This is a genomic window from Paenibacillus sp. R-74696 (assembly GCF_055814915.1).
Map to the genome: position 1 here is coordinate 606,871 of NZ_JBPULM010000030.1, position 26,688 is coordinate 633,558.

Here is a 26,688-nt window from a genome sequence, read left to right on the forward strand (position 1 = left end):
CTTTTATTGCTTCCTAAACCAGACAACAATGCCGTAACCAAGCATAACAGCGACGCTGTTCATGAGTATATCATCGATGTCAAAGCTGCCGCGCCTCGTGAGCATTTGCAGCACTTCCAGCAGCGTAATAAATAGCAGAAACGACAGCAGCGTCTTGCCCAGCCGCCAGCGAAAAACAATGGGAAGCGCGAGGCCAAAAGGTACGAACACGACAATGTTGCCGCCCATATTAATGATCCAATCGCCAAGGTTTATATGATAAAAGTTCGTTACATACAGCTTGATAGTCGAAAACGGAATGATATTATATCGAAGCTCCGCACTGCTGCCCGCCTGCCGGCCAAAGCCAAAAAACATCGCATAAATGAGCCAAATCGTATACACAACGATAAGAGCGGCTGTCACTTTTTGTGCAAAGGAACCGGAATTCCCGCCTGCCTGCTTCAACGTAATCGCCCCTCCACTTCGCCCGGGTTAATGGGACGCCGCTAATTTTTTCACCCGATACCAGTAGTTGTATTTCAGCGTAAAACCCAGCTTGTCATACAAGCGATTAGCCGCCTCATTAGCATGTGTAACGAGCAGATAACTGTGCTCCGCCCCACTCTCCTTGCCCCACTGCAAAATATGCAGCAGAAGCTGCTCGCCAAATCCACGCCTGCGAAAATCTGGTGAGGTCACGACGGCATACAGACCGATATATCCTCGCTCCATAACGCCAATACCGCAAGCCGCCGGCGCTCCCTCTACATAAAGCACAGCAAAGGCCGTCTGGAACGGCGGTGATGCAAACATTTTTTTCAGCGTCTCCCGCTCATCAGCCGTATGCTTCGCCATCGACGTATAAGCTTCCAGCCAAGCTTCGCTTAAAAAAGAATCTATGCGAACGTCCAGCCCGCCAGCCGGTTTGCGCATTTGAGCAAGGGGCGCCGTTTTTACGTAAACTGGGTCTATTTTGTCGTAGCCTCGCAGCGCAAGCGTCTCATCCAGCTCTGGCGGCTGGGAGAATGGAGTTATTTTATAGGCCGTATCCAGTCCATGCGCCGAATAAAAAGCTTCGCCATAGGCGATTTTTCGCGACAGCTCTTCCCCACTGCAGGCTGCTGGCACAATGGAGTTTGACCGTTTTGTATAGCCGTTCGCCAGACGGAGCTGCCACCCCTCATACATGAGCACCTGCAGCGCAGGCCAAGCATTCATCGATAGCTCCTCCAGCTTGAGATGAAGCCGCTCCTCCAAGGATGAATCTAATGCAGCGCCGTCCAGAAGCTGCTTAATCTGTGCCATATGATGCCGGTCATGCGCGATAAAATCGGTCAAATACGCCTGCAGCCGGAAGGGATGCCCCTCGCTATCTATGTATTCAGCTGCATACTGCTGCTCCGGCAAAGCTTGAATGAGCCCCACAATCGCTTCACGATCCTGAATCGTCTGCCTGATCAGCTTGGCAATTGAAGTATAGCGACCATATAAACGGGCATTTTCATTAAAAGCATTATGATCCAAATGCTTGAGCGTCAGCACCTGCTGCCGACCCAATCTCTCAATTGCTGTCGTGAGAAAATAACGATCCCAAAGCGCAATATGAGCGACGACTTCGCGAACAGACCATTTTCCCGGAGCCAAGCTTAGCTCCCATACTGCTTCCTCCTGCTGCTCCAGCTCCTCCACAAATGTAATCCATTCCTGAAAATACTTGAGCAACTGCTGTTTTCCCTGCTCCTGCTCCATGTACCGCTCTCCCTCGCTTCGCTTTCTCTATATGTGAGCTTACTTTTATAATTCATTCCATTAAACTCGTAAAATTGAAATCTCATATTCGGCATGATATATAATAGGTTTTGCCCTCTTATCGAAGCCAAACAGCCGCCCTGACGGCGGCACATGCCATTCCATTAACCATTTATCTATTAACAATATATCCATTAAAGCAATTTAAAGCGGGTTATTTGGTCCAGCTGCTGCTCCGCCATTAAAATCGGTCGCTGCTTCGGCCCAAACAGATCAAAATGCGGATAGCTGTCTCGGTAGTGAATATACCGGGGATCGAGCCCATAAGACATGCACCACTGCGCCAGCTTGTCTATATTGGAGCAGCCTACCTTCGTTACCGTCTTCATAGCTGGAAAGCGCGGGTCCAGCCAATAATGCGTCAAAAAAGCGATTTCGCCGCTCTGCACCCGTTCCTTCCAAGCATTCATTTCGGTTCTGGATATGCCGAATGCCACTCGTCCATCTCCTTATTCCCCTGGTAAAATATGCTTAACACGGCCCACTTGCCCATCCGTCAGCCGAACTTTAATGCCGTGTGGATGCGTGCCGGAATTCGTCAGCAAATCCTTGACGATGCCTCTCGTCAGCTTGCCCGTACGCTGATCCTGCTTTAGCACAATATCGACCTGCTGGCCCGGCTTGACCGCCGCGCGATTCGTTCCTTTCATGCGTTACCCTTCCTTTTCAAAAAAGCGTGGTGAACCAAAATTTGCACTTGATTAAGACTTTTTCAAAATATAAGCAGTTATAAGTTTAATCCTTATAATAGGCTTATATTTCTCGGATTGAAACGCGCCAAGCTGCCAAAGGGTGGCAATTGCCGTTTCACCTTGAAATATTTTATACTTTTCTTTCAAAATAGCATAGCATATGTACAGGAAAGATGCACATGATGGGTACAACCTGTTATACTTAACACCAAACGATGTTTTATGAAATGAGGAAATTGTCTAATGTCAACTGATTTTACTGCAATGGGCGTCATGCCGGAGCTGGCCTCGCGTCTCCATGAGAACGGAATTACCGAGCCAACACCGGTTCAAAAAAAATCGATTCCCGTGCTGCTTGCGGGACAAGACGTCATTGCCCAAGCTCAAACCGGAACAGGCAAAACGCTTGCCTTTGCCTTGCCTATATTGCAGCGCATTCAAGTGCACAAGGAACAGGTGCAGGCGCTTATTTTGACTCCAACCCGCGAGCTCGCCATTCAAATTACGAGTGAGCTTACGAAGCTTGCTCCGACTGTTGGCGCTACGGTGCTAGCCGCTTACGGCGGACAAGATGTTGTCGCACAAATTCGCAAGCTGAACAACGCTCCCCATATCGTTGTAGCAACACCTGGTCGTTTGCTTGACCATATTCGCCGGGAGACGATCAACCTGGGCAAGCTGAAAATGCTCGTGCTGGATGAGGCTGACCAAATGCTGCATATGGGCTTCCTGCCGGACGTCGAGAACATTATCGCGCATATGCCTAGAGCCCGCCAGACGATGCTGTTTTCGGCTACGATGCCGGAAGCGATTAAGCGCCTTGCTGCGAACTATATGAATACGCCAGTCGATATCCGTATTCAAAGCACGCATGTGACGCTCGACAACATTAAGCAATTCGTCATCGAAACAACGGACCGCGGACGTGAACGTGCCGTTATGCAGCTCATTGAGCAGCATAACCCTTATTTGGCCGTTATTTTCTGCCGGACGAAGGTGCGGGCCAAAAAACTGAATGCTGCTTTGCAGGATAAAGGCATTCCTTCGGACGAGCTGCATGGCGATTTGACGCAAGCGAAGCGCGAGCAGGTCATGAAGCGTTTCCGCGATGCCAAGCTGCAAATTCTCGTCGCAACGGATGTCGCTGCGCGCGGACTTGATGTAGAAGGCGTTACTCATGTGTACAACTATGATGTGCCGCAGGATTCGGAAATTTATATTCACCGTATCGGCCGTACAGGCCGTGCAGGTCAGCGCGGTACAGCAGTAACTCTCTCTTCACCGCATGATCGCGGCGCAGTTGCTCATATCGAGCGCAGCATTGATGCTTCCCTGCAGCGCTTTACGATTGATGAAGAAGGCCAATTAACAGCTGACAACACGAAGCGCTCAGCAGCTCCAGCCAAGGCATATGGCAGAGATTCCTCCTCATCAGAGCGTGGCGGAAGAACACGCGGTGGACGCGATTCGGGACGTTCCGGTCAGCAAGGACGCCGAGGCGGCGAATCCTCTGGTGGTCGCGGACGTCAGCAAGCTGGCGGCAGAGGCCGTGGGCAGCAGGCTGAACGGTCAGCAGCTCCAAGCAAATCGGGCGGCGGCAGCCCCTGGGAAGCAGCAAGCGGCGGCAATACTGGAAGCAAGCGTGGCGGCAATGGAGAGCGTAGCTTCAGTGGTGGCGAGCGCAGCGAACGGCCTTCCGGTCCTCGCAGCTTCGGTGGTGGCGAGCGCAGCGAACGGCCTTCCGGTCCTCGCAGCTTCGGCGGTGGCGAGCGCAGCGAACGGCCTTCCGGTCCTCGCAGCTTCGGCGGTGGCGAGCGCAGCGAACGGCCTTCCGGTCCTCGCAGCTTCGGTGGCGGCGAGCGCAGCGAACGTTCCTCCTCAGGTGCACCGCGCAGCTCTGGAACACGCAGTTCCGGTGGACGCAGCTCCGGTTCTGGCAGCGGTGGTCGCAATTCCGGCGGTTCCAGCCGTGGATCCAGCCCTTCCCGTGGCGGCGGAGCTGGAAGCAGTCGCGGTCGCAAAAGATAAATTAACATTTCAAGCAGCCTTCGTCGATACCTATCGACGAAGGCTGCTTTTTTCATCCCTCCCGGGCATTCGCCATAGTAACATCCATCATAAGCTGCTGAAATTAGCGGCCTTACAAGAGCCCAATTATAAATGACCCATGACAGGAGTCCATTCCAAACAGGGCGAAATACATACAATACTGTATACCGAGCGGCAGGGAAACGAACATTTCAATAAAGCAGCACCCTAAGCCGGAAATTAACTGTACAGGAGGAATTAGCATGTCTGGTGTACATGGAGGCTTCACATCGACGGGTGCCATCCTGGTCCTGTTTATTCTTCTGGTCATCATAACTAAAGGATTTTTGTACTAATCCTAACCTCACACTGCATGCAAAAAACCGCCGGGATTCGCGCTCCTGGCGGTTTTTCTGTGCTTTATTGCTCCTGATGTACAAGGGAGTAAGAATCATTTTTTATTTTCACCCTTACGCCTGATCAGCTGCAAGCTCCGTTTAATGCTCTCGGTTCCCGCAAAGCTCAGCGTTCCTGCCCAAATGGCGTTGTGCAGCAGCTTAAGCCCCACATTGTACGTCAGCGTACCGATTACGATTTCAATTATAATGAAACGCCTGATATCTGCTGATGTAATGACGTATACTTTAAAGGTTTGGGCGCGCAAGCAGCAATCACCTCAGGAATGGTATTTATTAACCTACCCTATGATGCTGACAGATTGTCTCATTCCTTTTGCTTCGAATGCTGCTGCTTTCTATCCCGTCATTATTGCAAATCTGTCCGTCGATAAGTACGAAGCAGCTCCAACTCGCCTTCAGTCAGCTCACGATAGCTACCCTCTTCAAGCTCAGGATCCAGCGCCAGAGGACCCATGGCCACCCGCTTTAAATGGACAACCTGTTTGCCTACTGCCTCAAACATCCGCTTGACCTGGTGGAATTTCCCTTCCATAATCGTTAACGTAATCATCGACATAACGCCTTCATCCGTCTGTTCTTGGCTCCGTACATTTAGACGGGCAGGCATCGTCACATACCCATCATCCAGCTCAACGCCCGCAGTGAACTGATCTTGATCTGCACGTCCTACATTCCCTCGCACTACAGCCTCATACGTTTTGGGCACATGCTTGCGCGGCGACAGCAGCTCGTGGGCCAGTTGCCCATCATTGGTCAGCAGCAGCAGACCAACCGTATCCTTGTCCAGACGCCCTACCGGAAACGGCTGGATCGCTTGATCCTCATTTTCGAGCAAATCGACGACTGTCTCATCTTTACGATCCTCCGTCGCCGATACAACGCCTGCTGGCTTGTTCATCATAAAATAAGCGAATTCCCGGTAATTGACCTGCCGTCCTTCGAACCTGACCTCATGCAGTTCAGGATTAATAATCATGCCGCTATCTTTCACAACAGCTCCGTTAACTGTAACGAGCCCCTGTTTGACGAATTTTTTTATTTCACTTCTCGTGCCGTTGCCCGTATGGGACAACAGCTTGTCCAGCCTTATTTTTGCTGCCAAAACGATCTCTCCTCCAAATATCTGCTTCCCTATTTATGCAACAAACCCCCAAAGGCGCTCGCTTGTGCGCCACTGGAGGTCTGTTATTAGCTTTGCGTACCCTTCTTCGCCCGCAAAACCGCCGCTTCAACGTCAAGAGCAAGCTGCTGGAGCCCGAACAAATCCTCCTGCTCCCACATTTCATTAAATTTCAGCTGAAATTGAGCAGCTTCCCGAACGCGGTGGTAAAAATAAAGATCCTGTATCGTGCTGAGCACCTTGCTGACAACATTCGAGCTTTCCTCGAAGCCGCGCTGCGCATCCAAAATTTCATGGCGAATGCTCGACATCTCCTCATCAAGGGAGGAGGCCGCCTCCGCCGCCTTTTTGAGACGCAGACGCACATCCTCAGGCAGGCTTTCCTTATATTTATAGTTCAGCGAGTGCTCGATCGTCGCCCAGAAATTCATCGCAAGCGTGCGAATCTGAATTTCTGCCAATACCTTTTTCTGACCGAGCGCCGTTTGGACAGGATATTCCACGATCATATGATAGCTGCGATAACCACTATCCTTGTAATTCGTAATATAATCCTTCTCATTCACAAGCTTCAAATCTTTGCGCGAACGAATTAATCCGGCAACCCGGTGAATATCATCAACGAACTGGCACATAATGCGAATGCCCGCAATATCCTCAATCCCTTGCTCCAGCTGGTCAGCTGGCACATGCAGCCGCCTTGCCTTCTCCAAAACGCTCGAAACCTTCTTCACTCGGCCTGTGACAAATTCAATTGGCGAATAGGATTCACGCCTTTTCAGCTCTACGCGCAGCGTTTTAAATTTAACTTTGAGTTCTTCAACCGTTTGCTCGTAAGGCTGTAAAAATAGATTCCAGTCTCGTCCATCCATCAGGGCCGCCTCCTCATCTTATCTATGGTCTGCGCCGATAGCCTCCGTTATGCTGCGGTAGCCATCTTTGCGCAGGCGCTCTTTCAAGCCGCTGGTCAATTCACGCAGCAAGCCTGGGCCCTTGTAGATTAGAGCCGTATATACTTCAACCAATGAGGCCCCAGCGCGGATTTTATCGTATGCATCAGCTGCGGTGAAAATGCCACCCGAGCCAATGATCGGCAGCTTGCCCTCCGTCTGACGGTAAACCGCACGAATAACCTCTGTTGAACGCTCGCGAACCGGAACGCCACTCAGGCCGCCCATTTCCCCAGCGTTCGAATGGGTTAGTCCCGTGCGTGAAACGGTTGTATTCGTCGCAATAATGCCGGAAACGCCGCTGTCCTTAATTGTCGCTACCGTCAGCTTAAGCTGCTCATCCGTCATGTCCGGAGCAATTTTGACCAATACTGGCTTCGCGCTTTTTCCTGATTTCGACGCCTGCTGCCTGATTTCCTCCAAAACGGTATCAAGGAGCAGTCTCAGCTCATCCCCATGCTGCAACGCACGCAAGTCCGGCGTATTGGGCGAGCTAATGTTGACGACAAAAAAATCGCCCTGTCCATACAGCGCCTGAATGCATAAGCGATAATCCTCATGAGCAAGCTCATTGGGCGTCACTTTGTTTTTTCCGATATTGACAGCGAGCGGGATGCGGTGTATTTTGCGCTTGTTCAGCCGCTCTGCCATCGCATCAACGCCATCATTATTGAAGCCCATTCGGTTAATCAGCGCTTCGTCAGGCGGAAGCCGGAACAGTCTCGGCTGCTCATTGCCTGGCTGGCTCTTCGGAGTTACCGTTCCTACTTCCATAAAGCCAAAGCCTATGCTGGAAAAGCCATCGGCTGCCTTGGCGTTCTTATCCAGCCCTGCCGCAAGCCCTATCGGATGCGGAAAATGAATGCCGAATAAATCCACGGCAAGCTCCGGCGTCTCATTTACCCCATACATCGCATGCATGATGCCCGTCATGCCCGGAACGCGCCCAGCAGCATGCAATCCATCTATAACCAAATGGTGAGCTTTCTCCGGATCCATGCGAAAAAATATCGGCTTACCTAATGAAGAATAAAGCAATTATACTCACTCCGATCTACAATAAATGTCCTACCCAATAGTGTAGCGTTTTTGCCCAGAAAAGAAAAGGGCAATACGGCTCCTTTGTTATTGCGGCTCTTTCCGAAAACGATTACAATATGACTATATTCCTTATTTATTAGAAAGAGGTTGATGGCCATGAGTTCACCCAAACGCAAACCACCCACAGTTAGAGCAAAAGCGCCCGAAGAGGTCAATAAGAAAGCACTCGTCTGGATAGGCGCTGTTATTGGAGTTGTCATTGTCGCCGTCACCGTTTTGTTATTGGTTAGCGGTTAATCAGCCCAGCCAGTGATATACTTTACCGGGATTCGTCTCGTCCTGACTCGGATTCAGCTTGAAGCGCTCCTTGGATTCCGAAATTTCGGACGGCAGAGTCCCGTTTTTAATTTTGACGATCGTACCCATCGGCACCAGATCAAACAACTCCTCCACATCCTGTTTCCCCATACGAATGCATCCGAGCGATTCATCCTGTTCGAGGCTATCCGGCTCATCTGTGCCATGGATGGCATAAAGCGTACTGGAAAGCGTCATCCCCCTGCTGCCGAACTGGCCATTATCGCGCCCATTCGGATTTTTCACCTTCTCGCTAATATAAAAGCTGCCTTCCGGCGTTTTGTCGCCACCTAGCCCAACCTTGAAGCTGCGAACGATAATGTCGCCACTAACAACTGCTAGTCTATAAGTGGATTTATCGACGACGATTTCAAGCGGCTTGCGCCAGGTTTGGTCTACTCCACCTACTAATTCATCCGAATTACTCTGCATAAACTGCGATTGACGTTGCCCTGAATCCGTCTTTGGCTTGTCGCCTTCTGCTTCATTTTGCTGCTGCGCAGGCTGTTTCGCCCCTGACTGATCCGTTTTCATTGCGGCAACAAGTGGTTTAAACATCTCCTTCATGCCAGATGTTTCACCAGCCAAAACATTGTTGGGGTATGGCTTAATGAGATCATCCAGCTTTTCCGGCCACTTCTCTTGCATCCGCTTGTACTGATAGATGGCGCTGGCAAGTGTCCAACGAACCTCCTGCTGCTCGCTCCACGCCTTGAACTTTGTTTTCACCGTGGATGCATCAGCCGGCTTGCAGCTGCATACTCCGCCATCAAGCATTTTCACTTCCATCGGTACATAATCGGACTGCTGCTCCACCGACATCAGCAGCTTGCGACTGCCTGTCCATTTGCGCCAGCCCTCCTGCTCCTCAAGTTTGACTACTGCCGCTACAGATGGCCTCTTAGTCCAGGAAAGCAGCTCTTCCCAAGCGCTTCCGATCGGATTGCGCTCACCCTTGTCGGTCAGCACGACGCCGAAGGTTGGATCAATAGGCGCGTCGATAACAGCAGCCATTCCTGCTGCAGCAGGATCAGCTAACTTGCTTGCGTTCGAAGGCATGACCATTAGCAGCAGCGCAATCGAAATCGCTCCCATTATTGCGCGGCGAATTCTCCGTTTTTTACGCTGCTGGCGATTCCAATCCTCCAGCATTTCCTGTGGGCTTTCCGCTAGCGGATGAGGCTTGCGCTCAAATGCCTCGTAAATTTCCCCTGCTTGAATGAAGCAATAATTTGCTTTCGCCGTTTTATCCAACTGCAAATATTGCTTACCGAGCAAATACCAGGCCATTTTATTGTCAGGATGATTTCTAACATATTGCTTCAGATAGAGGTTATCCTCTAATTGCTCCATCATTAACCCCCCTCAAAGTCCAATACCACTATATCGGCAGCATTTACCTTTTTTTTGACTCTAGTGTAAACGGCTTTGCCAACCTTTGGTGGCAAAAGCTCGTTTCGCGTAGAATATAGAAGCACAATGATAAGCGCCAGCCTTATCTATTCTTCTATTTCTAGTGTAAACGGCTTTGCCAACCGACAGTGGCAAAAGCTCGTTTCGCGTAGAAATAGAAGCACAATGATAAGCGCCAGCCTTATCTATTCTTCTATTTAAAGCCCACTTCGCACACAAAAAAGCTCCCCATCTACGCAGTGCAACTTCTGCATAGTTGAGGAGCTTAGGTTTAAGCTGGGTTTAGTTAAAAGGCGCGTCCGCGATTTTAATCGAATCAGTCGGGCAGCCGTCTACTGCATCTTGCATATCGTCATAAAGATCTTCCGAGATTGCAACACAGCCTTTATTGCCGTCGTTGCCGAAAATCACCTCTGCCAGACCTTCATCATCGTAATCATAAATGTCAGGAGCCGTTGCGCCGCATGCGCCGCATGCAATACAAGTATCCTTTTCTACCCAAGTGTACTTAGCCATTCAAAATACCTCCCATAAAGTGACGGAATAATGCCGCTATATAGCTTGTCTTCCGTTAATGACATCATAATAATAAAGCTTCATTCATCAATATATACCATCATTCGGCCTTTGGCAACCTGACACCACGTTTAAAAATCTTCCTTTTGCAGCGAAGTGCCCCGCAGCCGCTTATTGCGAATCAGTGCGGAAGGATCATCGCTGAGCATCCCCGCCGTTAACACCGCATTCTCGCCAAACTTGTCCCGCAGCAAGTCCATCGTCTTTGTCAGCGCTTCCTTCCGCGGCTGCTCCTCATAATTGAACAGATCCAGCTGAACCGCTGTATTCACCTCAGGCGACAAATTTTGCAGCGTAACTCCCAGCAGCCTCACCGGCTCTCCCTCCTGCCAATGCTTGTCGAACAAGCGGCAGGCTTCCTGAAAAATATCTTCCATCGCATGCGTTGGCGAGCGAAATGTATTCGAACGGGTAATGGTCGACATGTCTGGTCTGCGAACCGTAATTTGCACCGTAAGTGCCATCAGCTTCTGCCTTCTAAGCCGGCGTGCGGTCTGATCCGATAAGTTAAGCAGAACACGGTGAATATCTTCCCTGACGATAAAATCCTTCGGCAGCGTCGTCGTATGACCGATCGACTTATTCAATTCCCGCTCTCCATTCACAGGAGCGTGGTCAATGCCACTTGCTGCCCCTTTCATCCACGCTCCAACGACGCCAAACTGCTTAATGAGCAGCCGTTCATCCGTCTGTGCAAGCTGTCCAATTGTGCGAATATTGAGCCGAGCCAGCTTGTCTGCCGTCTTTTTCCCAATACCGAATAGCACGCCGCACGGCTTGTCCCATAGCAGTTCTGGTACATCGCGCAGCCGCAGCACCGTCATCCCATTCGGTTTTTTCATATCCGAGGCCATCTTCGCCAGCAGCTTATTCGGAGCAATGCCAATAGAGCTGGGCAGCTGCCACTCTGTACGGATACGCTCCTGCAAAGCGCTGGCAATTTCCAGCGGTGTTCCAAATATTTTCGAACCGGTTATATCCATATAGCATTCATCTATTGAAACAGCTTCCACCATATCTGTATAGCTTCTGGCAAGCGTCATGAAACCTCGTGAATATTTGCGGTATAAATGGAAGTCCGGCTGAATAAGGATGAGATCAGGACAACGTCTAAGCCCCTCGCGCACCGTCATGCCGGTCTTGACCCCTAGCCTTCTGGCTGTATATGAGCAGGTGACGATGATCCCTTTGCGCAGCTCCACGCTGCCGGCAACGGCTGTTGGTTTATCTTTATATTTATCCGGCTCCTCCGCCTCATGGACAGAGCAGTAGAAGGCATTCATATCCAGATGCAAAATGACGCGGCCCTTCGCTGGATAATGCTCATGCGTATTCGTCATTGTAGAGTTCCACCACCTGCGAGGAGAACCGCTTGAACGCTACGTCTCCACCGTTGTTTATTTGTACTTATCAGCATACCGCTGCCAATGTAGCAAGTCAATTGAACAACAGCAAACTGCAAAAGTCACAAGCGAAAACGGCTGTCTCCGTCCTCTGGCGGCAATGCAACCGTTTCGAGGGTGAAATAGGAATGTATAGGGTGACCCTTATACATTGACCTTCATACATTCTTATATTTAAAAAAAGTAATGGCTCCCCTCTACATTCCAGTCAACTAGTGTTATAATAATTCATTATAATTGTAAAGGCTATCAGTGAAGAAGGAGGCCTTCTGGCCATGACAATGAATTTAACTATTTTTGACACGACGCTGCGTGATGGTACGCAAGGAGAAGGCATCAGCCTATCAGCGGAGGACAAGCTGAAGATTGCTTTAAAGCTTGATGCACTAGGCGTTCATTATATTGAGGGCGGCAACCCGGGAAGCAATAGCAAGGATATTGAGTTTTTCGAGCGCATTAAAGCGTATAATTTGCAAGCGAAGATTACGGCATTTGGCAGTACTAGACGCAAGTTCAGTCTAGCTCACCAGGATGCTAATTTGCTTAGAATTAAAGAATCCGGCGTTCCTGCAGCGACGTTAGTCGGGAAATCTTGGGATTTTCACGTGCACACCGCTCTGCAAACGACACTTGAAGAAAACATAGCTATGGTCTACGACTCGCTTGCTTTCCTCAAGCATAACGGCATTGAAGCGATGTTTGACGCGGAGCATTTCTTCGACGGGTACAAGCATAATCCGGAATACGCGCTGGCTGTGCTGCGCAAGGCGCAGGAAGCGGGAACGGATTGGCTCGTGCTTTGCGATACGAATGGCGGCACGCTGCCAGGCGAAATTCACGAAATCGTGTCGCGTGTTCGCGCCGAGCTGAATGCTCCGATTGGCATTCATACACACAACGACTGTGAGCTGGCCGTTGCAAACTCGCTTGCTGCTGTGCAAGCCGGAGCTCGTCAAATACAAGGTACAATCAATGGGTATGGCGAACGCTGTGGCAATGCCAATCTTTGTTCGATTATTCCCAATTTGCAGCTTAAAATGGGCTATAACTGTTTACCGGATGACAAGCTGGGCTTGCTAACAGGAACCGCACGTTTTGTCAGTGAAATTGCCAACGTTCATATGCCTGTAGGACAGCCTTATGTCGGCAATGCAGCTTTCGCCCATAAAGGCGGCATCCACGTGTCGGCGATTATGAAGGATTCCAAAACCTATGAGCATATCGCGCCGGAACTCGTTGGCAACAAACAGCGCATACTCGTCTCCGAGCTGGCAGGCCAAAGCAACATCATATCCAAGGCCCAGGAGCTTGGCCTCGATGTGAATGCCAACAACGAGAAAACGAAGCAAATTATGGAGCGGATTAAAGACCTGGAGCATCAAGGCTATCAATTTGAAGGTGCTGATGCATCGCTTGAGCTGCTGCTTAGAGAAGCTTTTGGCGAGGTCGAAGAAATTTTCACGGTCGAGTCCTTTAAAATGCTGGTGGAAAATTCGCAAGGTGCGCTCCGCACCGAGGCGATCGTCAAGCTGAACGTTGGCGGCGAGCAGGTTTATACTGCTGCGGAGGGCAACGGCCCTGTCAACGCGCTTGATAACGCCTTAAGAAAGGCACTCGTGCAGTTTTATCCAAAAATCAAGCAGATCCATTTGTCCGACTACAAAGTTCGTGTAATCGACGAAAAAGACGCTACAGCCGCTAAAGTGCGCGTACTTGTAGAGTCTACGAGCATCGACAACACATGGAGCACCGTAGGTGTTTCTAACAATGTAATCGAAGCAAGCTGGGAAGCATTGGTTGACGGCATTCGCTACGCTCTGCTCAACATGGGCAAACCCGATGCTATTGATGCCCCTGTAACCGAGCAGCATGGACTAGTAAACCATTAATTTAGCGCATAATAGGCAACTGTAACGATAAAAAAGGGCATTCCTCAAGCCAGCAGTAATAACTGGCTTGCAGGAATGCCCTTTTTTAAAAATATAGGAAAGGAAAGGATATGATTTTTCTATCCTTTCTCTATATTCCACCCTCGAAACGGTAGCTTTGCCGTCAGAGGACAGCTTTCGGCCGTTGAAGCTTATGCTTTGTTAAAATGGTCGAACGCTATTTTTGCAGGCAGCTCCAATGAAAGATGCTTCCTCCTTAAGCGGCTGTCTCCGCAGCAACTGCTGTGTACCGGGCCCTTAGTCGGAAAAATAGGCCCATGCTGGCAATCGTCAAAAAGCTTCCAATTAGCTGCGCAGTATTTAAATATTCATTAAGCAGAAAATAAGCCAAAATCATGGCCAGCACCGGCTCGCCGATAATCGCCATCGAAACGTTCGTCGCCCCAATATACTTCAGCAGCATATTAAACACCAAGTGTCCGAAGATCGTCGGAATAATCGCAAGCAAGACGAAATACATCCATTCCTCCGCAGCATACCCCGTCAATGCAATTTGATTGACGAGATTGTAAATGAACATGACTGTTCCTGCAATCAAAAATACAATTAAGCTATAAAGATTCGAGGGCAGGCTGCTGCTGACCTTTTGCCCAGCTATCATATACACGGCAACCGCCATCGTTCCGAGCAAGGACAATAAATCGCCAAATAATGCCTCACGCGAAATTCCGATATCGCCCCAAGCGATAACGAAGGAGCCCAATACTGCCATCGCCATACAAAGGCTGCCCGCTATCGTCTGGCGCTCTTTAAACAGAAGAAACGAGCCAAGCATAACAAAAAATGGCTGCAGCGTTATAAATACCATGGAGCTTGCAACAGACGTATATTTCAGCGATTCCATCCACAACAAAAAATGCAGGCCGAGAAAAAAGCCTGCACAACTTAAAACCATCCACTCTTTGCCGGTTAGCCGAATCTTCCGCAGCACCTTCCACGGTACAAGCGGCAGCATAATAACGACGGTAATTAATAACCGGTACATCCCTGCAACCGAGGAAGGGGCACTTGAAAACTTGATAATAATCGACGATACCGCAACAGCCAAAACGGCAATAAACAGCCATACATAAGGGTGGAGCCATAATTTCTTCCGTTCTGTATTCATGTTCGTGCAGACTCCCTTATTTGCTTATGAATATTTTTCAATGAGACGATCCCATTCCGAAAGCGGAATGACGCCATTGATTCTTTCGCGAATGACACCTTTGGAGTCAATTAGAAACGTCGTCGGAAAAGTATTTACCTTATATTCCTTCGTGACATCTCCCTCACGATCCATCAGAATGGTAAACGTGAATTCATGATCCGCCACAAATTGCCTTGCCGCGCGCTCTTTGTCAAACTTAGTTGAATTAACGCCATACATTGCGATTTTATCCCCGTACTTCTCATGAAGCTCCTGCAAATCAGGCGCCTCCAGCTCACAAGGGCCACACCATGACGCCCAAAAATTCACGAAGCTAAGCTTGCCCTGCTCGCCACCGATTTTGTACATCTGCTCATCAAGCGCCTGCAGCTCAAATTGCTGGGCAGAATATCCCGCTTTCGGCTTAAAATCTCCGGAAGCAGCAATAATTGCGCTGTCTTTCTCCATATATTGCGAAATGGCCAAGCCTGCCAGCACAAAAGCTACTATAAACCATGCGGACGCCTTCTTCATTTTCCCAAATCCTCCTGCCAAATTGATGCTTTTATCTGCTTCTATCGTAACATGGCCGGCAAGACAAGCTCAAGAAAAACAGCTTTCCTTCATTAAACCGTCATATCCGCCATGTTTTCCCCTTTTATTTTAGGTTAAAATAAATCAAATCATACCTATTCCATATACGATATAGGATATACGATTGACGGGAGGGCATTTGCGTGCAGTTGCAGCTAATACATATAACAACACAGGCTTATGATCGGCTCATTGCCTCATGCCGGGAAGCATTGCCCAGGGAAGCCTGCGGAATTTTGACAGGTGAAAGGGATATCGGCAAAATAGTGGACGTGACCGCTATTGCCAACGTCCATTCTTCCCCTGCCACCGCCTTCGCTTTCGCTCCAGACGATTGGGTAAAGGCTTATTACCACATGCAAAAAAGCCGGCAATCTCTGCTCGGCTTCTTTCACTCTCACCCAACGTCGCATCCCCATCCTTCAACTGCTGATGGGCTCGGCATCCATTCGGATGATCTATTATTGTCGTATTGGATTATTTCTTTGCAGCAGCCTTTGCAGCCTGAAATACAGGCTTATTGCTACATGAACGGATGCTTCCAGCCATTGCAATGGGCTATCGCTGACTGAGATAAGCATACAGGTCGCCCAGCGTATTTATATTCCGCTCAAAAATACGCCGCAGATACGCCTGCCACAATTCCGCCGTCATTAAAGAATCCTCCAGCGCGTGATGCCGCTGTGTAATCGTAATGCCGCTGTCTTCCAGCAAATCATCAAGCGCGTAGCTATCACGCTTCGGCTCCAGCCACTTGGCAACCATCATCGTATCTAATACACGGTGATTTAAGTTAACCTTCGACGTTCGCCATAGCGCAGCGTTGAGAAATTGCTTATCATGTCCGGAAGCATGGGCAACAAGCGGCCGCTTGCCGACAAACTCCATGAAGTCATGCAGCACCTGCATTAAATCAGGGGCATCCTCTACCATTTCATTCGTAATGCCCGTTAGCTCCACAATAGCCCGCGGAATGCGGCGCTTTGGATTAACGAGGCTGTAGAACGTCTCCGAGGAATAAATTTCGCTCCCCCGCATTAATACGGCGCCAAAGGAAATAATTTCATCTCCATTCGACGGGTAAAATCCCGTTGTCTCCAAGTCGAACACGATAAATTCCATTTCTCTAAGCAGCATGTCAAGCGGGGATTGCTTGCGCTGCTCTTTGTTGACAGAGCGAATAAAAGCCATTTGCTGGGCGTTTTGCGATCCCAGCATTGAGGCTATGGCCGGCGTAAAGCCGCCCATTTTATATAAGCTCCACATCCGTCCCACGCCTTTAGGTTCCTTCATAATCTCCATCCACCGCCTTACACAAGCCTTCCCATCGTGGTTTTATACACTTTGCGCTGCAGCTTCTTGCCCAGCCGCAAGCTTTTCTTTAATTGATCTTTCATCTCTTTAGTCAGCTTGCGAGAAGCTACTTTGCCATTGTTGCCATACCAGCCGTTTTCCGAGCTTTCAATTGATAACAGTCGAAGCTTAAGAATAAAGAGAAAAGCCTGCTCACATTGCTTGGCTTCCTGCTCCGAAAGCTCCTTTTCTTCCAAAAGCCTCCGCATGCGATCCATCGTAGAAGACTCGCGAATGCCTCGCTGTATCGATAACAAACGAATCGCGTTGACCATAGGAATGTAGGCCCCATATTTAATGTCCAGACTGCCTGCATCCTCTCCATATTGCTCTTTAAGCAAATGGCCGAATACGCCAAGCAGCATTTTGTGCCTCATCGTATTTTCCAGCATGCGTCTAATAATAATCGGCGTTGCCAGCATGTCGGTGAAAAAAATATCCTTAAATTTCTGCATGAGCAGTTCGCTTCCAAAAATACAGCGTGCATCCGCTATAATTAGCAAATACCGAACAGCCTCCCAGCTCGGCTCCTTAAACCACAGGTTAATTTGCTCCTCCCATGCTGATAGTGATTTGCACCACTCGGGGTTGCTGCTGATTACCTCTCCCTCACATGGAGGATATCCAGCTGTTTGGAGGTAGCTGACAATTAACGCTGATAATTCATTAAAGTAGCGCTGCACATACGGCTCATCACCAACTGTATTCTCATAAACAATGCCGCTGTCCTGATCGCTGGACAAGGTTTGCTCTTCCCTGCCTCCGCTGCCGAATAATAAATAGGCGTAAGGCACGGGAGGAGAACCCTTCCCCATCCGTGCCATTTCCGCTTCTGCGAGTGCAATTGCCCGGCTGATCACCGAATCATGCATCTCATTCAATTGTTCATTAAACTGTTCGACAGGGCTTGCAAGGAGAGCTTCCTTCATCCGATCATGTACCTGATCCCGCAAGCTGCGCAGCGTGCCCGCCTCTCCGGCTGAGCCGATCTGCTCCAGCAGCTCCACATGCACAGGGTCCGTCATCTGAGTCTCTCTCCTTTAAATCGCCCTTATAATATTAACCGTGCAGGTTTTGTCCTGCTTTTTTCATTTGCTCAGGATAACCATAAGCGCCATGCTCACTAAGGTCAAGACCTACAATTTCTTGCTCCTCTGTTACACGGAAGCCCATAACCAGCTTCATAACGCCAAGTACCAGGAACGATGCTGCAAGAACGAATGCGCCGCATACAACAACGCTCTCGAATTGGACCCACAATTGTTTCCAGCTACCAGTATCAATAAGACCACCTTGACCTACGCCAACTTTATCTGCCAGTAATTGTGTTGCAAAAATACCGTTAGCCAGCGTACCCCAAATACCAGCTGCACCGTGAACCGACATTGCATAGATCGGATCGTCGATTTTCATTTTTTCGAAAAACTTCGCGCTGTAGAATACAAGCACACCAGCTACTAGACCGATAACGACTGCCGCCCAAGGATCAACGAATGCGCAGGAAGCTGTGATCGCAACCAGACCCGCAAGTGTACCATTAAGTGTAGTTGTAATATCTGCCTTGCCTGTTACAGCCCACGAAATCAGCAGCGAGGAAACCGCACCCGCACCTGCTCCGAGCATTGTTGTGAATGCTACATATCCAAAGAAGCCGTCACCGATGCTCACCGTGCTGCCTGCGTTAAAGCCGAACCAGCCGACCCACAGAAGCAAGACCGATAGTGCTGTATACACTTGGTTATGTCCTGCAATCTCATTTGCAGAGCCATCCTTGTTGAACTTGCCAATACGAGGCTTAAGTAAAATAGTAGCTGCCAAAGCTGCCAAGGCGCCGGATAAATGGACGACCGTCGAACCGGCAAAGTCTTGTGCACCATCTGCTGCAAGCCAGCCGCCGCCCCAGATCCAGTGAGCAACTACCGGATAGATCGCAGCAATGTAAATAACGGTAAAAATAAGGTATGAGGACAATTTAGCACGTTCCGCAAAGCCGCCCCATGCGATGGAAAGCGATACAGCTGCGAAAGCTAGTTGGAACAAGAAGAAAATGGTTGACGGAAGCTCGTCGTTTACACTTGAAATAGCTGGATTAAAGAAGAAATCGCCCCAGCCGATAACACTGCTCATTCCGCTATCTGCATTAGCCGTTCCGAAAGCAATACCATAACCAATAGCCCAATAAACCAAACCTGCAAGACCAGCTGTGAAAATCGTTTTGCCTGCAACGTGGCCGGCATTTTTCATTCTGGTCGAACCTGTCTCCAAAAGTATAAAGCCGCCTTGCATGAGCAAAACTAACACGAATGCCACCATGACCCATAAGGAGTCGATACCCATATTCAATGTTGCATTGGATGGGTCATTCGCAAAAGCCATTGCCGGGAATACTAAGCACATTGCCCCTAGTGTGAATAACATCTTTCTAATCATTACGACCACTCCCTATACGTTATGTTTCCTAACATTTCAGGAAAGACTTAATGTCATTATAGTCAGTATAGTCGCATTTGACAATACGTTTTATTCTATTTTCAAAAAAAATCTAACATTCTACCTCAAGAAAGCGGTTAATGTTAAGTTTTTTCACAGTCCCTGCCTGATCTTGGCAGCTTTCGTCGCGCTGAAGTTTAACCTTTATGCTTTTCACCTTCTATTATAGGAAGCATCTTCCTAGGCATAATTCTCCTGCACTCACATATCCATGTCATACGTTTGACTGTATGGTTACTTTCCGATTATCATTAAACATAGACATATATAGATAGAGGAAAGAAGGTGAACGGATTGGAATCTGCTGAACGTTATAAAATTGGAGAACTCGCTAAACTGGCCAACATCAGTCCGCGAACAATTGACTATTATACTTCAATGGGACTTATCGAACCGGCGGAACGCTCTTCTACGAACTACCGCTTGTATAATTCTGAAACATTGATCCGTTTGAAACGTATTGAACAAATGAAGCAAAACAAGCACACGCTTGAAGAAATTAAACATTCATTAGCGCAGTGGGATAGCGTAACTGCTGAAGAGCAGGTATCACGCAAGCTAACCGACCTACAGCTTCGTCTAAGCGAGCTGGAACGCGAGGTTAAAGACTTGGAGCCTGTAATCAAGCAAATGAAGCCACGCCAGGCTAACAAGCTCTACACTCGTCTCATGCCACAAACGGCAGCTTGTATAGAAGCGCTAATGCTGCTGCTAAACAAGGGGAATTTTATGTAAGTTGTACAATAATAGCTTCACCCCTTGATTGGTAAGTCAAAATTATCATTTGGAGGAATGACGTTATGTTTTTTCACAAAATGGACATTCTCATCCTAATCGCTTTCGCTTTATCGATTTGGGCGCAATTTAGGGTTAAAGGAACGTTCAAAACCTGGTCTACCGTTCGCTCCATGAGCGGACTAACCGGCTACCAGGCCGCACGCAAAATGCTCGATGCTAATGGGCTGCAGCATGTACAGATTGAACCTGTACGAGGCACCCTAAGCGATCATTATGATCCAATATCACGTAAAGTACGACTTTCCGAGCATGTTTATTATGAAAACTCCATATCCGCCTTGTCCGTTGCCTGCCATGAGGTCGGCCATGCGATTCAGCATAAGGCGAATTATCCGATGCTGGCGCTGCGCCATCGCATTTTCCCGGTCGTTAACATCGCATCCGGCATTGCTCCATTCATGCTGATCGCCGGATTTTTGCTGCAACAGGCTAATCTGATTGGTCTTGGCATCATCTTCTTCTCCGTAGCAGTAGCCTTTCAGGTTATTACACTGCCCGTTGAATTTAATGCAAGCAACCGTGCCCGCCATATTATGATTGCCGAAGGCTTTATAACGAATGAGGAAGAACGCGGTGTTGCCAAAGTTCTGAACGCTGCCGCCCTCACTTACGTAGCAGCCGCGCTCATCTCCCTGCTGGAGCTCGTCAAATATATTATGATCTTCTCATCATCAAACCGGGAATAACTAGCTTACAGACTAACATGATCAACTCAGAAGAGTGGGCCCGCCTAAGCATTAGGCAGGCCCACTCTTCTTTTCCCGCAAAAAAGAACCGCTGCAGCAGCCAGAATAAAATTGGCGCCTGCAGCGGTTCTTTCTCCTACTACCTATAACTGTTCTTGCTTTAATCCTCATGCTTCTTCTCATTGAAATAATGCAGCAGAAAGCCATGGAACACCTTCGCAACGAGCGACAGCTTCTCATTAGAACGATGAATGATGCCGATATTGCGAGTTACATGGGGCTGCTCTACGCGCACCTTCGCTGGCTGTAAAATACCCGTATGATGAAGCGCCATTTCCGGCAGCAAGCTGACACCCATCCCAGCGGCGACCAGCCCGCGGATCGTCTCCGTCTCCTCGCCCTCGAATCCGATTTTCGGTGTAAACCCTGCCTCCTGGCACGCTTCCCATACGATGGGCCTTAACGAATAACCTTCGCTGAACAAGACAAACGTCTCGTCCTTAAGCTGATTCAATTGAATCGAGCTCTCTCCAGCAAGTGGATGTGATGGCGGCAATATCGCATAAAGCTCCTCTGTCAGCAGCACCTGCCCGCATACATGCTCATGCTCATCCGGAAAAGGAGAAATGAAAGCAAGATCAATATCACCCTTCACCATATCTCGTATGAGCGATGGATACATCCCCTGCCTAAAACGAAACTTCACATTCGGATGATGCTTGCGAAAAGCGGCCACAACCTGCGGGATTAAGGATACGCCGAGGCTATGCGGAAAGCCTAGCCGAATTTCTCCTTTTTCCGGATCAAGAAATTCATGTATTTCCACAACAGCCCGGTCCAGATCAGCCAATATGACCTCAGCCCGCTTCAAAAACAAATGACCTACAGGCGTCAATTGCAGATTTCTGCCCTTTTGTAAAAAAAGCTTTACGCCAAGCTCTTCCTCCAATTGATGAATTTGACGGCTCACAGCTGACTGAGCAACATGCAATTCTTCCGCCGCCTGTGTCACATGCTCTTTTCTCGCTACTTTGACGAAATAATAAAGCTGACGAAGTTCCATGATCTCTCCTTATCTTATCCAAACATTATCTCCGGACGATCCGCTGCCTGCGTACCATTGCCCGATCGAATAAACCGTACATGAGGAAGCCAGCAAGGCCACCCCCAACATGCGCCCATAAATCTATTGTCGGCAAAATAATGGAATAAATGATGCCTGCTCCCAAAATCATATATACGGTTTTGCGTGATCCATCATCCAGCCAAGCTTTACGGAACAGCGACAAGTATAGATACGCTCCGTAAATGCCATAAATCGCACCGGATGCTCCCACTGACAAATGGACAAATTCCCCATTGCCACCCTCTGTCATAACCGTAATAACTGCACTGAACAAATTGCCGAGCAGCCCGCAAAGCAGATAAAAAACAACATACTTCACAGAGCGTAGCAGACGCTCCAAGGGCGGTGCAAACACGAGCAGGGCAAACATATTAAAAAGCAAGTGCTGAAAGCCTCCATGCATAAAGATGGACGTTAAATAGCGCCATGGCTCTTCCAGTCCGTACGGATCTCCATGAAACGTTAAAAAGGCACCCCAGCGGTACAAGTTTTCTCCGCCAGTCGTTCCACCATTTAAAGCAACAAATATAAAAAAGAGCGTATTTAACGCGATTATCGCAGAAGTTATGGGATAAGATCTTAAATAAACGCGAAAGCTTTCGTATCTTAAAAAAATCATCAGTAATTCCCCCGCTCTAGAATTGGACAATATTGCCGCGCTCCGATTATAATTAATGGGTATTGACCATTTAACTTTGAGGAGGACGTTATACATGTCTCAAGAACGTGCTGGAGCTGCCGCATTTAAGGGCAATCCACTTACATTAATCGGACCAGAATTGAAAGTCGGCGATAAAGCTCCTGATTTTCAGGTAAACAAAACACTCGTTGATAGCGTATCCTTGAAAGATTATGCTGGTAAAATCAAGTTAATCAGCGTTATTCCTTCTATTGATACAGGCGTCTGCGACGCTCAAACTCGCCGCTTCAATGAAGCTGCTGCTTCGCTTGGGGACAACGTCGCTGTACTTACAATCAGTGTAGATCTGCCTTTCGCTCAAGCCCGCTGGTGTGGTGCCGAAGGTATCGATAAAGTCGAGCTGCTGTCGGACTACAAACTTAAAAGCTTCGGCGAAGCATATGGCGTTTACATTAAAGAATTTGGCCTGGATATGCGCTCAATCTTTGTTATCGATGCCAATGATACGATCCAATATGTCGAGTACTTGGCAGAAATGACGGAGCACCCGAATTACGAAGCGGCAATTAACGCGACTAAAGCGCTCGTATAAAATCCAGTATACAATCTTTTATGTGCACAAACAAAGCGAGTGAAGGGAAACCTTCCTCGCTTTTTGTACGTTTTATGAGTTTCCGGTCGTTTTATAAGCAGAGAGCTTCTTGTCCAGCGTCCGATAAAGCTCAAGAATAACCCGGTAGTTCGAACCAAGGTCGCCAAAAGAGCCTCTGGAAGCCGAATAAATATCAACGGCTGCATTTACTGGATTCACACTAATGACCGACACCGTAATGTCCATCGTCCGGCCGAAAGCCGTGCGTTTCTCGAGCACAATCTCCCCAACCGATTGAACTTCATGCAGCACCTTGTAGCCCTGCATTTTCTTCAGCGTAGAAACTACTTCTTCCCAAGCCTTTTCCTTGGACAACTTGTAAAAATGGGATTTGAGCATCGGGTCTTTGGCTTTATCGCCTGTTTGTTCATGACTGCGCAGCAGCCCGATTACGGTCCGCTTCAACAAAAACGATCTCCCCCTCCAGCATCTTTGTATGTAATATCTATATTAACATGTTTTGTTACACAAAAAAAGAACCCTGAGCGTGTTAGCGCAGCAGAGTCTCTTGAGTGTAGATAAAAACCCGCCTATGCCGTCCGACTTACATGTTTCTGAACCTCGCTTTCGCAAGGTGGGTGTCCGCAGAAACGAATTTGAAGTCCCCTTTAGAGGGCATGTCAGCAACGTAACAATTTAGGTCTCCCGAGAAACAGCCATTGGTTCAAAACAACGTAAAGCCGAAACGAACATCGCAGGATGTATTGTTATTATAAACGTTACCTTTACAATTGTAAATGTCTAAACGTTTATTTATTGGACGAGCTCGAATCGCCATCTGTAAGCTCTGCAAATTCGACCTCTTCTGCCTCCTGGGCAAGCCTAGCTTTCTCCGCCTGCTCCTGCAGCTTCTGGTAAATCATGTAGAAATTCCAGAACGACAGATAAGCAATAATGCTGCCCATAAAAAACGGAATCAAAAAGGTGAAGCGCGTACTGATATAGATGACCGCACCACTCATTACCGCAGAAGAGAATGAGCGTATTGGACGGCCAATCGTAATCAGAATAGCATTTTTCAACAATTGAAACGTTTTCATGTGATAATGGACAAGCATCGAGAAAAAGTTGAACAAGGAAATGACCAGCAGAAGCAGCAACGCAATAAAGATATAAGAAATCAGGCTGTACTGGTCGCGATAAACAATAAAATCGACAATCATAATGGCAAACAGAATAGCGTAGAAAAACCCGCCAATCATACTTTGAAGATAATTTTCCTTATATCCTCTAAAGTAAGTTTTGAATAGCGGGACATCCGTTTCACCCATCACCCATTTGCGAGCTACCGCAAACATCGCAGCTGTAGCTGGAAATAAGGTGAACGGAGCAACAATCGCCATGAAAATCAATGTTGTTTTAACATGGTCCAGATAAGCCGCCTCATCTAATGCTGAAGCATTTCCTGGAAATACGCCCACAAACGCCAATAATACAAAAGGAATTGAACATATTAGCCATAATACATTGATTACCGATAATCGCATAATCCATTCGGAGATGCGGTAAAAACCTCCCATTAAACCCCTTGGCTCCATGTGATCTGCCCCCACTATTCCGTCTTGTTCGTTACTATTTTGGTTGTGACATGCACCAAAGCATATTATTCAATCAAGCAGGCTGGCTTAATCAAATGAACAATAAAAAAGGGGAAGTCAGGACGCCCGTAAGGCATCACGGACTTCCCCGGTTTCTTAAGCTTTGTTATTCGGGCTTATCAAGATGATATGACCCTAGTTGTTGTTATTGTTGAAGCTTTCGGACGATGGTTTTGGACGGCGATTCTCGCTAGTGCGAGGTCTGCTGCTGCCACCATCACGGTTACGGTCATAGCTGCTGCTACTGCTGCGCGAGCTGGAGCTCGAACTGCTGCCGCTGCCGCCACGTCTGTCATCACGGCCACGATAGCCGCCACCACCGCCACTGGAGCTGCGGCTGCTGCCGCCGCTAAAGGACGAGGAACCAGAGTAACGACGACCATTCGAACGAATGTCCGGCTTGCGTTTTTTCGCACGAAGCGGCTCTTCCGGTGTCAATTCAATATTGACTTCCTTCTTCTCGCCTGTCAGCAATTTAACGGCTGCTGCAAGCAAGTGAACGGAATCATATTGCTCAAGCAATTGAATTGCAATTGCTTTGTATTCCGTGAACTCTTCTTCTTGAACAACTTCGAGCAAACGCTCAGCTGTCAAGCGCTGTTTGCCTTCAATCGCTTCCGCAATGCTAGGCAAAGGTTTTTTATTGATTTTTTGACGTGTAATTTTCTCGATGAAATGCAGGTGATCCAGTTCACGAGGCGTTACGAACGACCATGCCGTACCTTCTTTGCCTGCGCGGCCAGTACGGCCGATACGGTGAACATAGCTCTCCGGATCTTGCGGAAGGTCAAAGTTGATAACATGCGTTACGCCCGATACGTCGAGGCCACGAGCAGCTACATCCGTTGCAACCAGCACATCAATGCTGCCATCGCGGAATTTGCGCATTACGCTGTCGCGTTGGTTTTGGGACAAGTCGCCGTGAAGGCCGTCTGCCGTGTAACCACGTTTTTGCAAAGCTTCGCTCAGCTCATCAACCCGGCGCTTCGTGCGACCGAAGATGATAGCAAGCTCTGGGGATTCCATATCAAGCAAACGGCTCAGCGCTTCAAACTTCTGACGCTCATGAACCTCAATATACGCTTGATCGATAAGCGGCGCCGTAACTTGCTTAGGAATAACCGACACATGCTCTGGATTTTTCAGAAATTGCTGTGCAAGCTTCTGAATGTTCGCCGGCATTGTAGCCGAGAACAACATGGTGTGACGCTCGTCTGGAACTTGCTTCAGGATCGACTGAATGTCTTCCATAAAGCCCATGTCCAGCATTTCATCTGCTTCATCAAGAATGACCGTCTGTACATCTTCAAGACGGATCGTCTTACGGTTGATGTGGTCAAGCAAACGTCCTGGTGTACCAATAATAATTTGCGGCTTCTTCTTCAAAGCGCGAATTTGACGTCCAATTTCTTGTCCGCCGTAAATTGGCAATGAGCGTAAACCTTTGTATCGAGTCAACTTCCCGATTTCTTCAGCTACCTGAATAGCGAGTTCACGGGTAGGCGTCATAATTAAGGCGACAATGCGCTCCTCGCTTGTCGGAATTTTATTAATGAGCGGAATTCCGAATGCCGCTGTTTTTCCTGTTCCTGTTTGTGCCTGACCAATTAAATCTTGACCAGCCATTGCAATTGGAATAGCTTTGGACTGGATCGGAGTTGACTCCTCAAACCCCAGCTCCGTGATTGCTTGCAACACTTTAGGTTCCAAGCCAAATTCAGCAAATGTTTTCAAACTTTCTCATACTCCTTTTATCTTCAGCCTACTTGAAAAATATCCAAGCTATTATAGCATACAATCATACACGTTTACCAGCGAAGCTTAAAAACAGATCAAAAGGCGTACGAGAAAGCGGTTGCTTTATTGTATAGCCCCTGCCCGCA

29 protein-coding genes and 1 other RNA gene are annotated in these 26,688 nt (G+C 48.4%); 8 read left to right on the forward strand and 22 right to left on the reverse strand.

Going from position 1 to position 26,688, the window contains the following annotated elements; translation table 11 throughout:
- Positions 1 to 3 precede the first annotated feature (3 nt).
- The 4 genes from ACSR9A_RS14235 to ACSR9A_RS14250 all read right to left on the reverse strand — a co-directional run bounded on the left by ACSR9A_RS14235 (position 4) and on the right by ACSR9A_RS14250 (position 2,441).
- Positions 4 to 447 carry a VanZ family protein gene (locus ACSR9A_RS14235; protein ID WP_473757802.1) on the reverse strand — a complete coding sequence of 148 codons (444 nt, stop codon included), beginning with the start codon at positions 445 to 447 and terminating at the stop codon, positions 4 to 6.
- Between the two features lie 27 nt (positions 448 to 474).
- A complete protein-coding gene (locus ACSR9A_RS14240; RefSeq protein WP_473757803.1) occupies positions 475 to 1,731 on the reverse strand; it encodes a GNAT family N-acetyltransferase in 1,257 nt (418 codons plus the stop codon).
- 194 nt (positions 1,732 to 1,925) lie between these two features.
- A complete protein-coding gene (locus tag ACSR9A_RS14245) occupies positions 1,926 to 2,228 on the reverse strand; it encodes a hypothetical protein (RefSeq protein ID WP_473757804.1) in 303 nt (100 codons plus the stop codon).
- 12 nt (positions 2,229 to 2,240) lie between these two features.
- Positions 2,241 to 2,441, reverse strand: a complete 201-nt coding sequence (locus ACSR9A_RS14250; RefSeq protein WP_473757805.1) for a YwbE family protein — start codon at positions 2,439 to 2,441, stop codon at positions 2,241 to 2,243.
- Between the two features lie 285 nt (positions 2,442 to 2,726).
- Between ACSR9A_RS14250 and ACSR9A_RS14255 the strand changes: the two genes are divergently transcribed.
- Together ACSR9A_RS14255 and ACSR9A_RS14260 are read left to right on the forward strand one after the other, a co-directional pair.
- Entirely contained in the window at positions 2,727 to 4,511 is a 1,785-nt protein-coding gene (locus ACSR9A_RS14255) for a DEAD/DEAH box helicase (RefSeq protein WP_473757806.1), read from the forward strand.
- Positions 4,512 to 4,774: 263 nt separating this feature from the next.
- A complete protein-coding gene (locus tag ACSR9A_RS14260; RefSeq protein ID WP_081418580.1) occupies positions 4,775 to 4,867 on the forward strand; it encodes a sporulation protein YjcZ in 93 nt (30 codons plus the stop codon).
- A gap of 95 nt (positions 4,868 to 4,962) precedes the next feature.
- Here ACSR9A_RS14260 and ACSR9A_RS14265 read toward each other — a convergent pair whose 3' ends face one another.
- The 4 genes from ACSR9A_RS14265 to ACSR9A_RS14280 all read right to left on the reverse strand — a co-directional run bounded on the left by ACSR9A_RS14265 (position 4,963) and on the right by ACSR9A_RS14280 (position 8,038).
- Positions 4,963 to 5,175, reverse strand: a complete 213-nt coding sequence (locus ACSR9A_RS14265; RefSeq protein ID WP_473757807.1) for a hypothetical protein — start codon at positions 5,173 to 5,175, stop codon at positions 4,963 to 4,965.
- 101 nt (positions 5,176 to 5,276) lie between these two features.
- The gene (locus ACSR9A_RS14270) at positions 5,277 to 6,032 is read right to left on the reverse strand and encodes a pseudouridine synthase (RefSeq protein WP_473757808.1); all 756 of its coding nucleotides are present in this window, start codon (positions 6,030 to 6,032) and stop codon (positions 5,277 to 5,279) included.
- An 86-nt stretch (positions 6,033 to 6,118) separates the two neighbouring features.
- Positions 6,119 to 6,922: a GTP diphosphokinase gene (gene yjbM / locus ACSR9A_RS14275; RefSeq protein ID WP_341278453.1), complete on the reverse strand. Its 804-nt coding sequence runs from the start codon at positions 6,920 to 6,922 to the stop codon at positions 6,119 to 6,121.
- An 18-nt stretch (positions 6,923 to 6,940) separates the two neighbouring features.
- Complete coding sequence (locus ACSR9A_RS14280) at positions 6,941 to 8,038, reverse strand: quinone-dependent dihydroorotate dehydrogenase (protein WP_341278454.1); 1,098 nt, start codon at positions 8,036 to 8,038, stop codon at positions 6,941 to 6,943.
- Between the two features lie 159 nt (positions 8,039 to 8,197).
- Here ACSR9A_RS14280 and ACSR9A_RS14285 point away from each other — a divergent pair, with 159 nt between their 5' ends.
- A complete protein-coding gene (locus ACSR9A_RS14285; protein WP_473757809.1) occupies positions 8,198 to 8,338 on the forward strand; it encodes a hypothetical protein in 141 nt (46 codons plus the stop codon).
- Here ACSR9A_RS14285 and ACSR9A_RS14290 read toward each other — a convergent pair whose 3' ends face one another.
- The 3 genes from ACSR9A_RS14290 to ACSR9A_RS14300 form a co-directional block, all read right to left on the reverse strand.
- Positions 8,339 to 9,754, reverse strand: a complete 1,416-nt coding sequence (locus ACSR9A_RS14290; protein WP_473757810.1) for a L,D-transpeptidase — start codon at positions 9,752 to 9,754, stop codon at positions 8,339 to 8,341.
- A 339-nt stretch (positions 9,755 to 10,093) separates the two neighbouring features.
- Entirely contained in the window at positions 10,094 to 10,327 is a 234-nt protein-coding gene (locus ACSR9A_RS14295; protein WP_046229957.1) for a ferredoxin, read from the reverse strand.
- 131 nt (positions 10,328 to 10,458) lie between these two features.
- On the reverse strand, positions 10,459 to 11,727 hold the full coding sequence (locus ACSR9A_RS14300) for a DNA polymerase IV (protein ID WP_473757811.1): 1,269 nt from the start codon (positions 11,725 to 11,727) through the stop codon (positions 10,459 to 10,461).
- A 338-nt stretch (positions 11,728 to 12,065) separates the two neighbouring features.
- On the opposite strand from ACSR9A_RS14300, the gene cimA reads away from it, so the two are divergent.
- Complete coding sequence (gene cimA / locus ACSR9A_RS14305) at positions 12,066 to 13,679, forward strand: citramalate synthase (protein ID WP_473757812.1); 1,614 nt, start codon at positions 12,066 to 12,068, stop codon at positions 13,677 to 13,679.
- A 256-nt stretch (positions 13,680 to 13,935) separates the two neighbouring features.
- On the opposite strand, the gene ACSR9A_RS14310 is transcribed toward cimA, so the two are convergent.
- Together ACSR9A_RS14310 and ACSR9A_RS14315 are read right to left on the reverse strand one after the other, a co-directional pair.
- Complete coding sequence (locus ACSR9A_RS14310) at positions 13,936 to 14,847, reverse strand: DMT family transporter (RefSeq protein ID WP_473757813.1); 912 nt, start codon at positions 14,845 to 14,847, stop codon at positions 13,936 to 13,938.
- Positions 14,848 to 14,871: 24 nt separating this feature from the next.
- Complete coding sequence (locus ACSR9A_RS14315; RefSeq protein WP_341278460.1) at positions 14,872 to 15,402, reverse strand: TlpA family protein disulfide reductase; 531 nt, start codon at positions 15,400 to 15,402, stop codon at positions 14,872 to 14,874.
- Positions 15,403 to 15,605: 203 nt separating this feature from the next.
- Between ACSR9A_RS14315 and ACSR9A_RS14320 the strand changes: the two genes are divergently transcribed.
- Positions 15,606 to 16,034, forward strand: a complete 429-nt coding sequence (locus ACSR9A_RS14320) for a M67 family metallopeptidase (protein ID WP_473757814.1) — start codon at positions 15,606 to 15,608, stop codon at positions 16,032 to 16,034.
- Here ACSR9A_RS14320 and ACSR9A_RS14325 read toward each other — a convergent pair.
- From ACSR9A_RS14325 to ACSR9A_RS14335, 3 genes are read right to left on the reverse strand one after another with little or no spacing between them, the layout of a single operon-like run.
- Complete coding sequence (locus ACSR9A_RS14325) at positions 16,021 to 16,755, reverse strand: 3'-5' exonuclease (RefSeq protein WP_341278462.1); 735 nt, start codon at positions 16,753 to 16,755, stop codon at positions 16,021 to 16,023. The two genes, ACSR9A_RS14320 and ACSR9A_RS14325, sit on opposite strands and share 14 nt — an antisense overlap.
- Positions 16,756 to 16,772: 17 nt before the next feature.
- A complete protein-coding gene (locus ACSR9A_RS14330; RefSeq protein WP_473757815.1) occupies positions 16,773 to 17,840 on the reverse strand; it encodes a DUF294 nucleotidyltransferase-like domain-containing protein in 1,068 nt (355 codons plus the stop codon).
- Between the two features lie 34 nt (positions 17,841 to 17,874).
- Entirely contained in the window at positions 17,875 to 19,245 is a 1,371-nt protein-coding gene (locus ACSR9A_RS14335) for an ammonium transporter (protein WP_473757816.1), read from the reverse strand.
- Positions 19,246 to 19,590: 345 nt separating this feature from the next.
- Here ACSR9A_RS14335 and ACSR9A_RS14340 point away from each other — a divergent pair, with 345 nt between their 5' ends.
- Both ACSR9A_RS14340 and ACSR9A_RS14345 read left to right on the forward strand, forming a co-directional pair.
- Complete coding sequence (locus ACSR9A_RS14340; protein WP_473757817.1) at positions 19,591 to 20,040, forward strand: MerR family transcriptional regulator; 450 nt, start codon at positions 19,591 to 19,593, stop codon at positions 20,038 to 20,040.
- A gap of 65 nt (positions 20,041 to 20,105) precedes the next feature.
- The gene (locus ACSR9A_RS14345) at positions 20,106 to 20,789 is read left to right on the forward strand and encodes a zinc metallopeptidase (RefSeq protein ID WP_473757818.1); all 684 of its coding nucleotides are present in this window, start codon (positions 20,106 to 20,108) and stop codon (positions 20,787 to 20,789) included.
- A gap of 160 nt (positions 20,790 to 20,949) precedes the next feature.
- Here ACSR9A_RS14345 and gltC read toward each other — a convergent pair whose 3' ends face one another.
- Positions 20,950 to 21,852: a glutamate biosynthesis transcriptional regulator GltC gene (gltC, locus tag ACSR9A_RS14350; RefSeq protein WP_473757819.1), complete on the reverse strand. Its 903-nt coding sequence runs from the start codon at positions 21,850 to 21,852 to the stop codon at positions 20,950 to 20,952.
- A gap of 25 nt (positions 21,853 to 21,877) precedes the next feature.
- Entirely contained in the window at positions 21,878 to 22,534 is a 657-nt protein-coding gene (locus tag ACSR9A_RS14355; RefSeq protein ID WP_341278467.1) for a rhomboid family intramembrane serine protease, read from the reverse strand.
- A 94-nt stretch (positions 22,535 to 22,628) separates the two neighbouring features.
- Between ACSR9A_RS14355 and tpx the strand changes: the two genes are divergently transcribed.
- Positions 22,629 to 23,147, forward strand: a complete 519-nt coding sequence (gene tpx, locus ACSR9A_RS14360; protein ID WP_473757820.1) for a thiol peroxidase — start codon at positions 22,629 to 22,631, stop codon at positions 23,145 to 23,147.
- 72 nt (positions 23,148 to 23,219) lie between these two features.
- Here tpx and ACSR9A_RS14365 read toward each other — a convergent pair whose 3' ends face one another.
- From ACSR9A_RS14365 to cshA, 4 genes are all read right to left on the reverse strand, one after another.
- Positions 23,220 to 23,615, reverse strand: a complete 396-nt coding sequence (locus ACSR9A_RS14365; protein ID WP_341278469.1) for a DUF1499 domain-containing protein — start codon at positions 23,613 to 23,615, stop codon at positions 23,220 to 23,222.
- Between the two features lie 111 nt (positions 23,616 to 23,726).
- Positions 23,727 to 23,911: non-coding RNA, 6S RNA (gene ssrS, locus ACSR9A_RS14370), on the reverse strand.
- Between the two features lie 45 nt (positions 23,912 to 23,956).
- The gene (locus tag ACSR9A_RS14375) at positions 23,957 to 24,745 is read right to left on the reverse strand and encodes a YesL family protein (RefSeq protein ID WP_341278470.1); all 789 of its coding nucleotides are present in this window, start codon (positions 24,743 to 24,745) and stop codon (positions 23,957 to 23,959) included.
- A gap of 195 nt (positions 24,746 to 24,940) precedes the next feature.
- A complete protein-coding gene (gene cshA / locus ACSR9A_RS14380; protein ID WP_473757821.1) occupies positions 24,941 to 26,539 on the reverse strand; it encodes a degradosome RNA helicase CshA in 1,599 nt (532 codons plus the stop codon).
- Positions 26,540 to 26,688: the final 149 nt, after the last annotated feature.

Bases quoted from the DNA above. Each gene is read 5' to 3' on its own strand.
- ACSR9A_RS14240 (WP_473757803.1), bottom strand. From the start codon at position 1,731: ATGGAGCAGGAGCAGGGAAAACAGCAGTTGCTCAAGTATTTTCAGGAA.
- ACSR9A_RS14250 (WP_473757805.1), bottom strand. From the start codon at position 2,441: ATGAAAGGAACGAATCGCGCGGCGGTCAAGCCGGGCCAGCAGGTCGAT.
- ACSR9A_RS14255 (WP_473757806.1), top strand. From the start codon at position 2,727: ATGTCAACTGATTTTACTGCAATGGGCGTCATGCCGGAGCTGGCCTCG.
- ACSR9A_RS14260 (WP_081418580.1), top strand. From the start codon at position 4,775: ATGTCTGGTGTACATGGAGGCTTCACATCGACGGGTGCCATCCTGGTC.
- yjbM (WP_341278453.1), bottom strand. From the start codon at position 6,922: ATGGATGGACGAGACTGGAATCTATTTTTACAGCCTTACGAGCAAACG.
- ACSR9A_RS14285 (WP_473757809.1), top strand. From the start codon at position 8,198: ATGAGTTCACCCAAACGCAAACCACCCACAGTTAGAGCAAAAGCGCCC.
- ACSR9A_RS14290 (WP_473757810.1), bottom strand. From the start codon at position 9,754: ATGATGGAGCAATTAGAGGATAACCTCTATCTGAAGCAATATGTTAGA.
- ACSR9A_RS14295 (WP_046229957.1), bottom strand. From the start codon at position 10,327: ATGGCTAAGTACACTTGGGTAGAAAAGGATACTTGTATTGCATGCGGC.
- ACSR9A_RS14300 (WP_473757811.1), bottom strand. From the start codon at position 11,727: ATGACGAATACGCATGAGCATTATCCAGCGAAGGGCCGCGTCATTTTG.
- cimA (WP_473757812.1), top strand. From the start codon at position 12,066: ATGACAATGAATTTAACTATTTTTGACACGACGCTGCGTGATGGTACG.
- ACSR9A_RS14310 (WP_473757813.1), bottom strand. From the start codon at position 14,847: ATGAATACAGAACGGAAGAAATTATGGCTCCACCCTTATGTATGGCTG.
- ACSR9A_RS14315 (WP_341278460.1), bottom strand. From the start codon at position 15,402: ATGAAGAAGGCGTCCGCATGGTTTATAGTAGCTTTTGTGCTGGCAGGC.
- ACSR9A_RS14325 (WP_341278462.1), bottom strand. From the start codon at position 16,755: ATGAAGGAACCTAAAGGCGTGGGACGGATGTGGAGCTTATATAAAATG.
- ACSR9A_RS14330 (WP_473757815.1), bottom strand. From the start codon at position 17,840: ATGACGGACCCTGTGCATGTGGAGCTGCTGGAGCAGATCGGCTCAGCC.
- ACSR9A_RS14335 (WP_473757816.1), bottom strand. From the start codon at position 19,245: ATGATTAGAAAGATGTTATTCACACTAGGGGCAATGTGCTTAGTATTC.
- ACSR9A_RS14345 (WP_473757818.1), top strand. From the start codon at position 20,106: ATGTTTTTTCACAAAATGGACATTCTCATCCTAATCGCTTTCGCTTTA.
- gltC (WP_473757819.1), bottom strand. From the start codon at position 21,852: ATGGAACTTCGTCAGCTTTATTATTTCGTCAAAGTAGCGAGAAAAGAG.
- ACSR9A_RS14355 (WP_341278467.1), bottom strand. From the start codon at position 22,534: ATGATTTTTTTAAGATACGAAAGCTTTCGCGTTTATTTAAGATCTTAT.
- tpx (WP_473757820.1), top strand. From the start codon at position 22,629: ATGTCTCAAGAACGTGCTGGAGCTGCCGCATTTAAGGGCAATCCACTT.
- ACSR9A_RS14375 (WP_341278470.1), bottom strand. From the start codon at position 24,745: ATGGAGCCAAGGGGTTTAATGGGAGGTTTTTACCGCATCTCCGAATGG.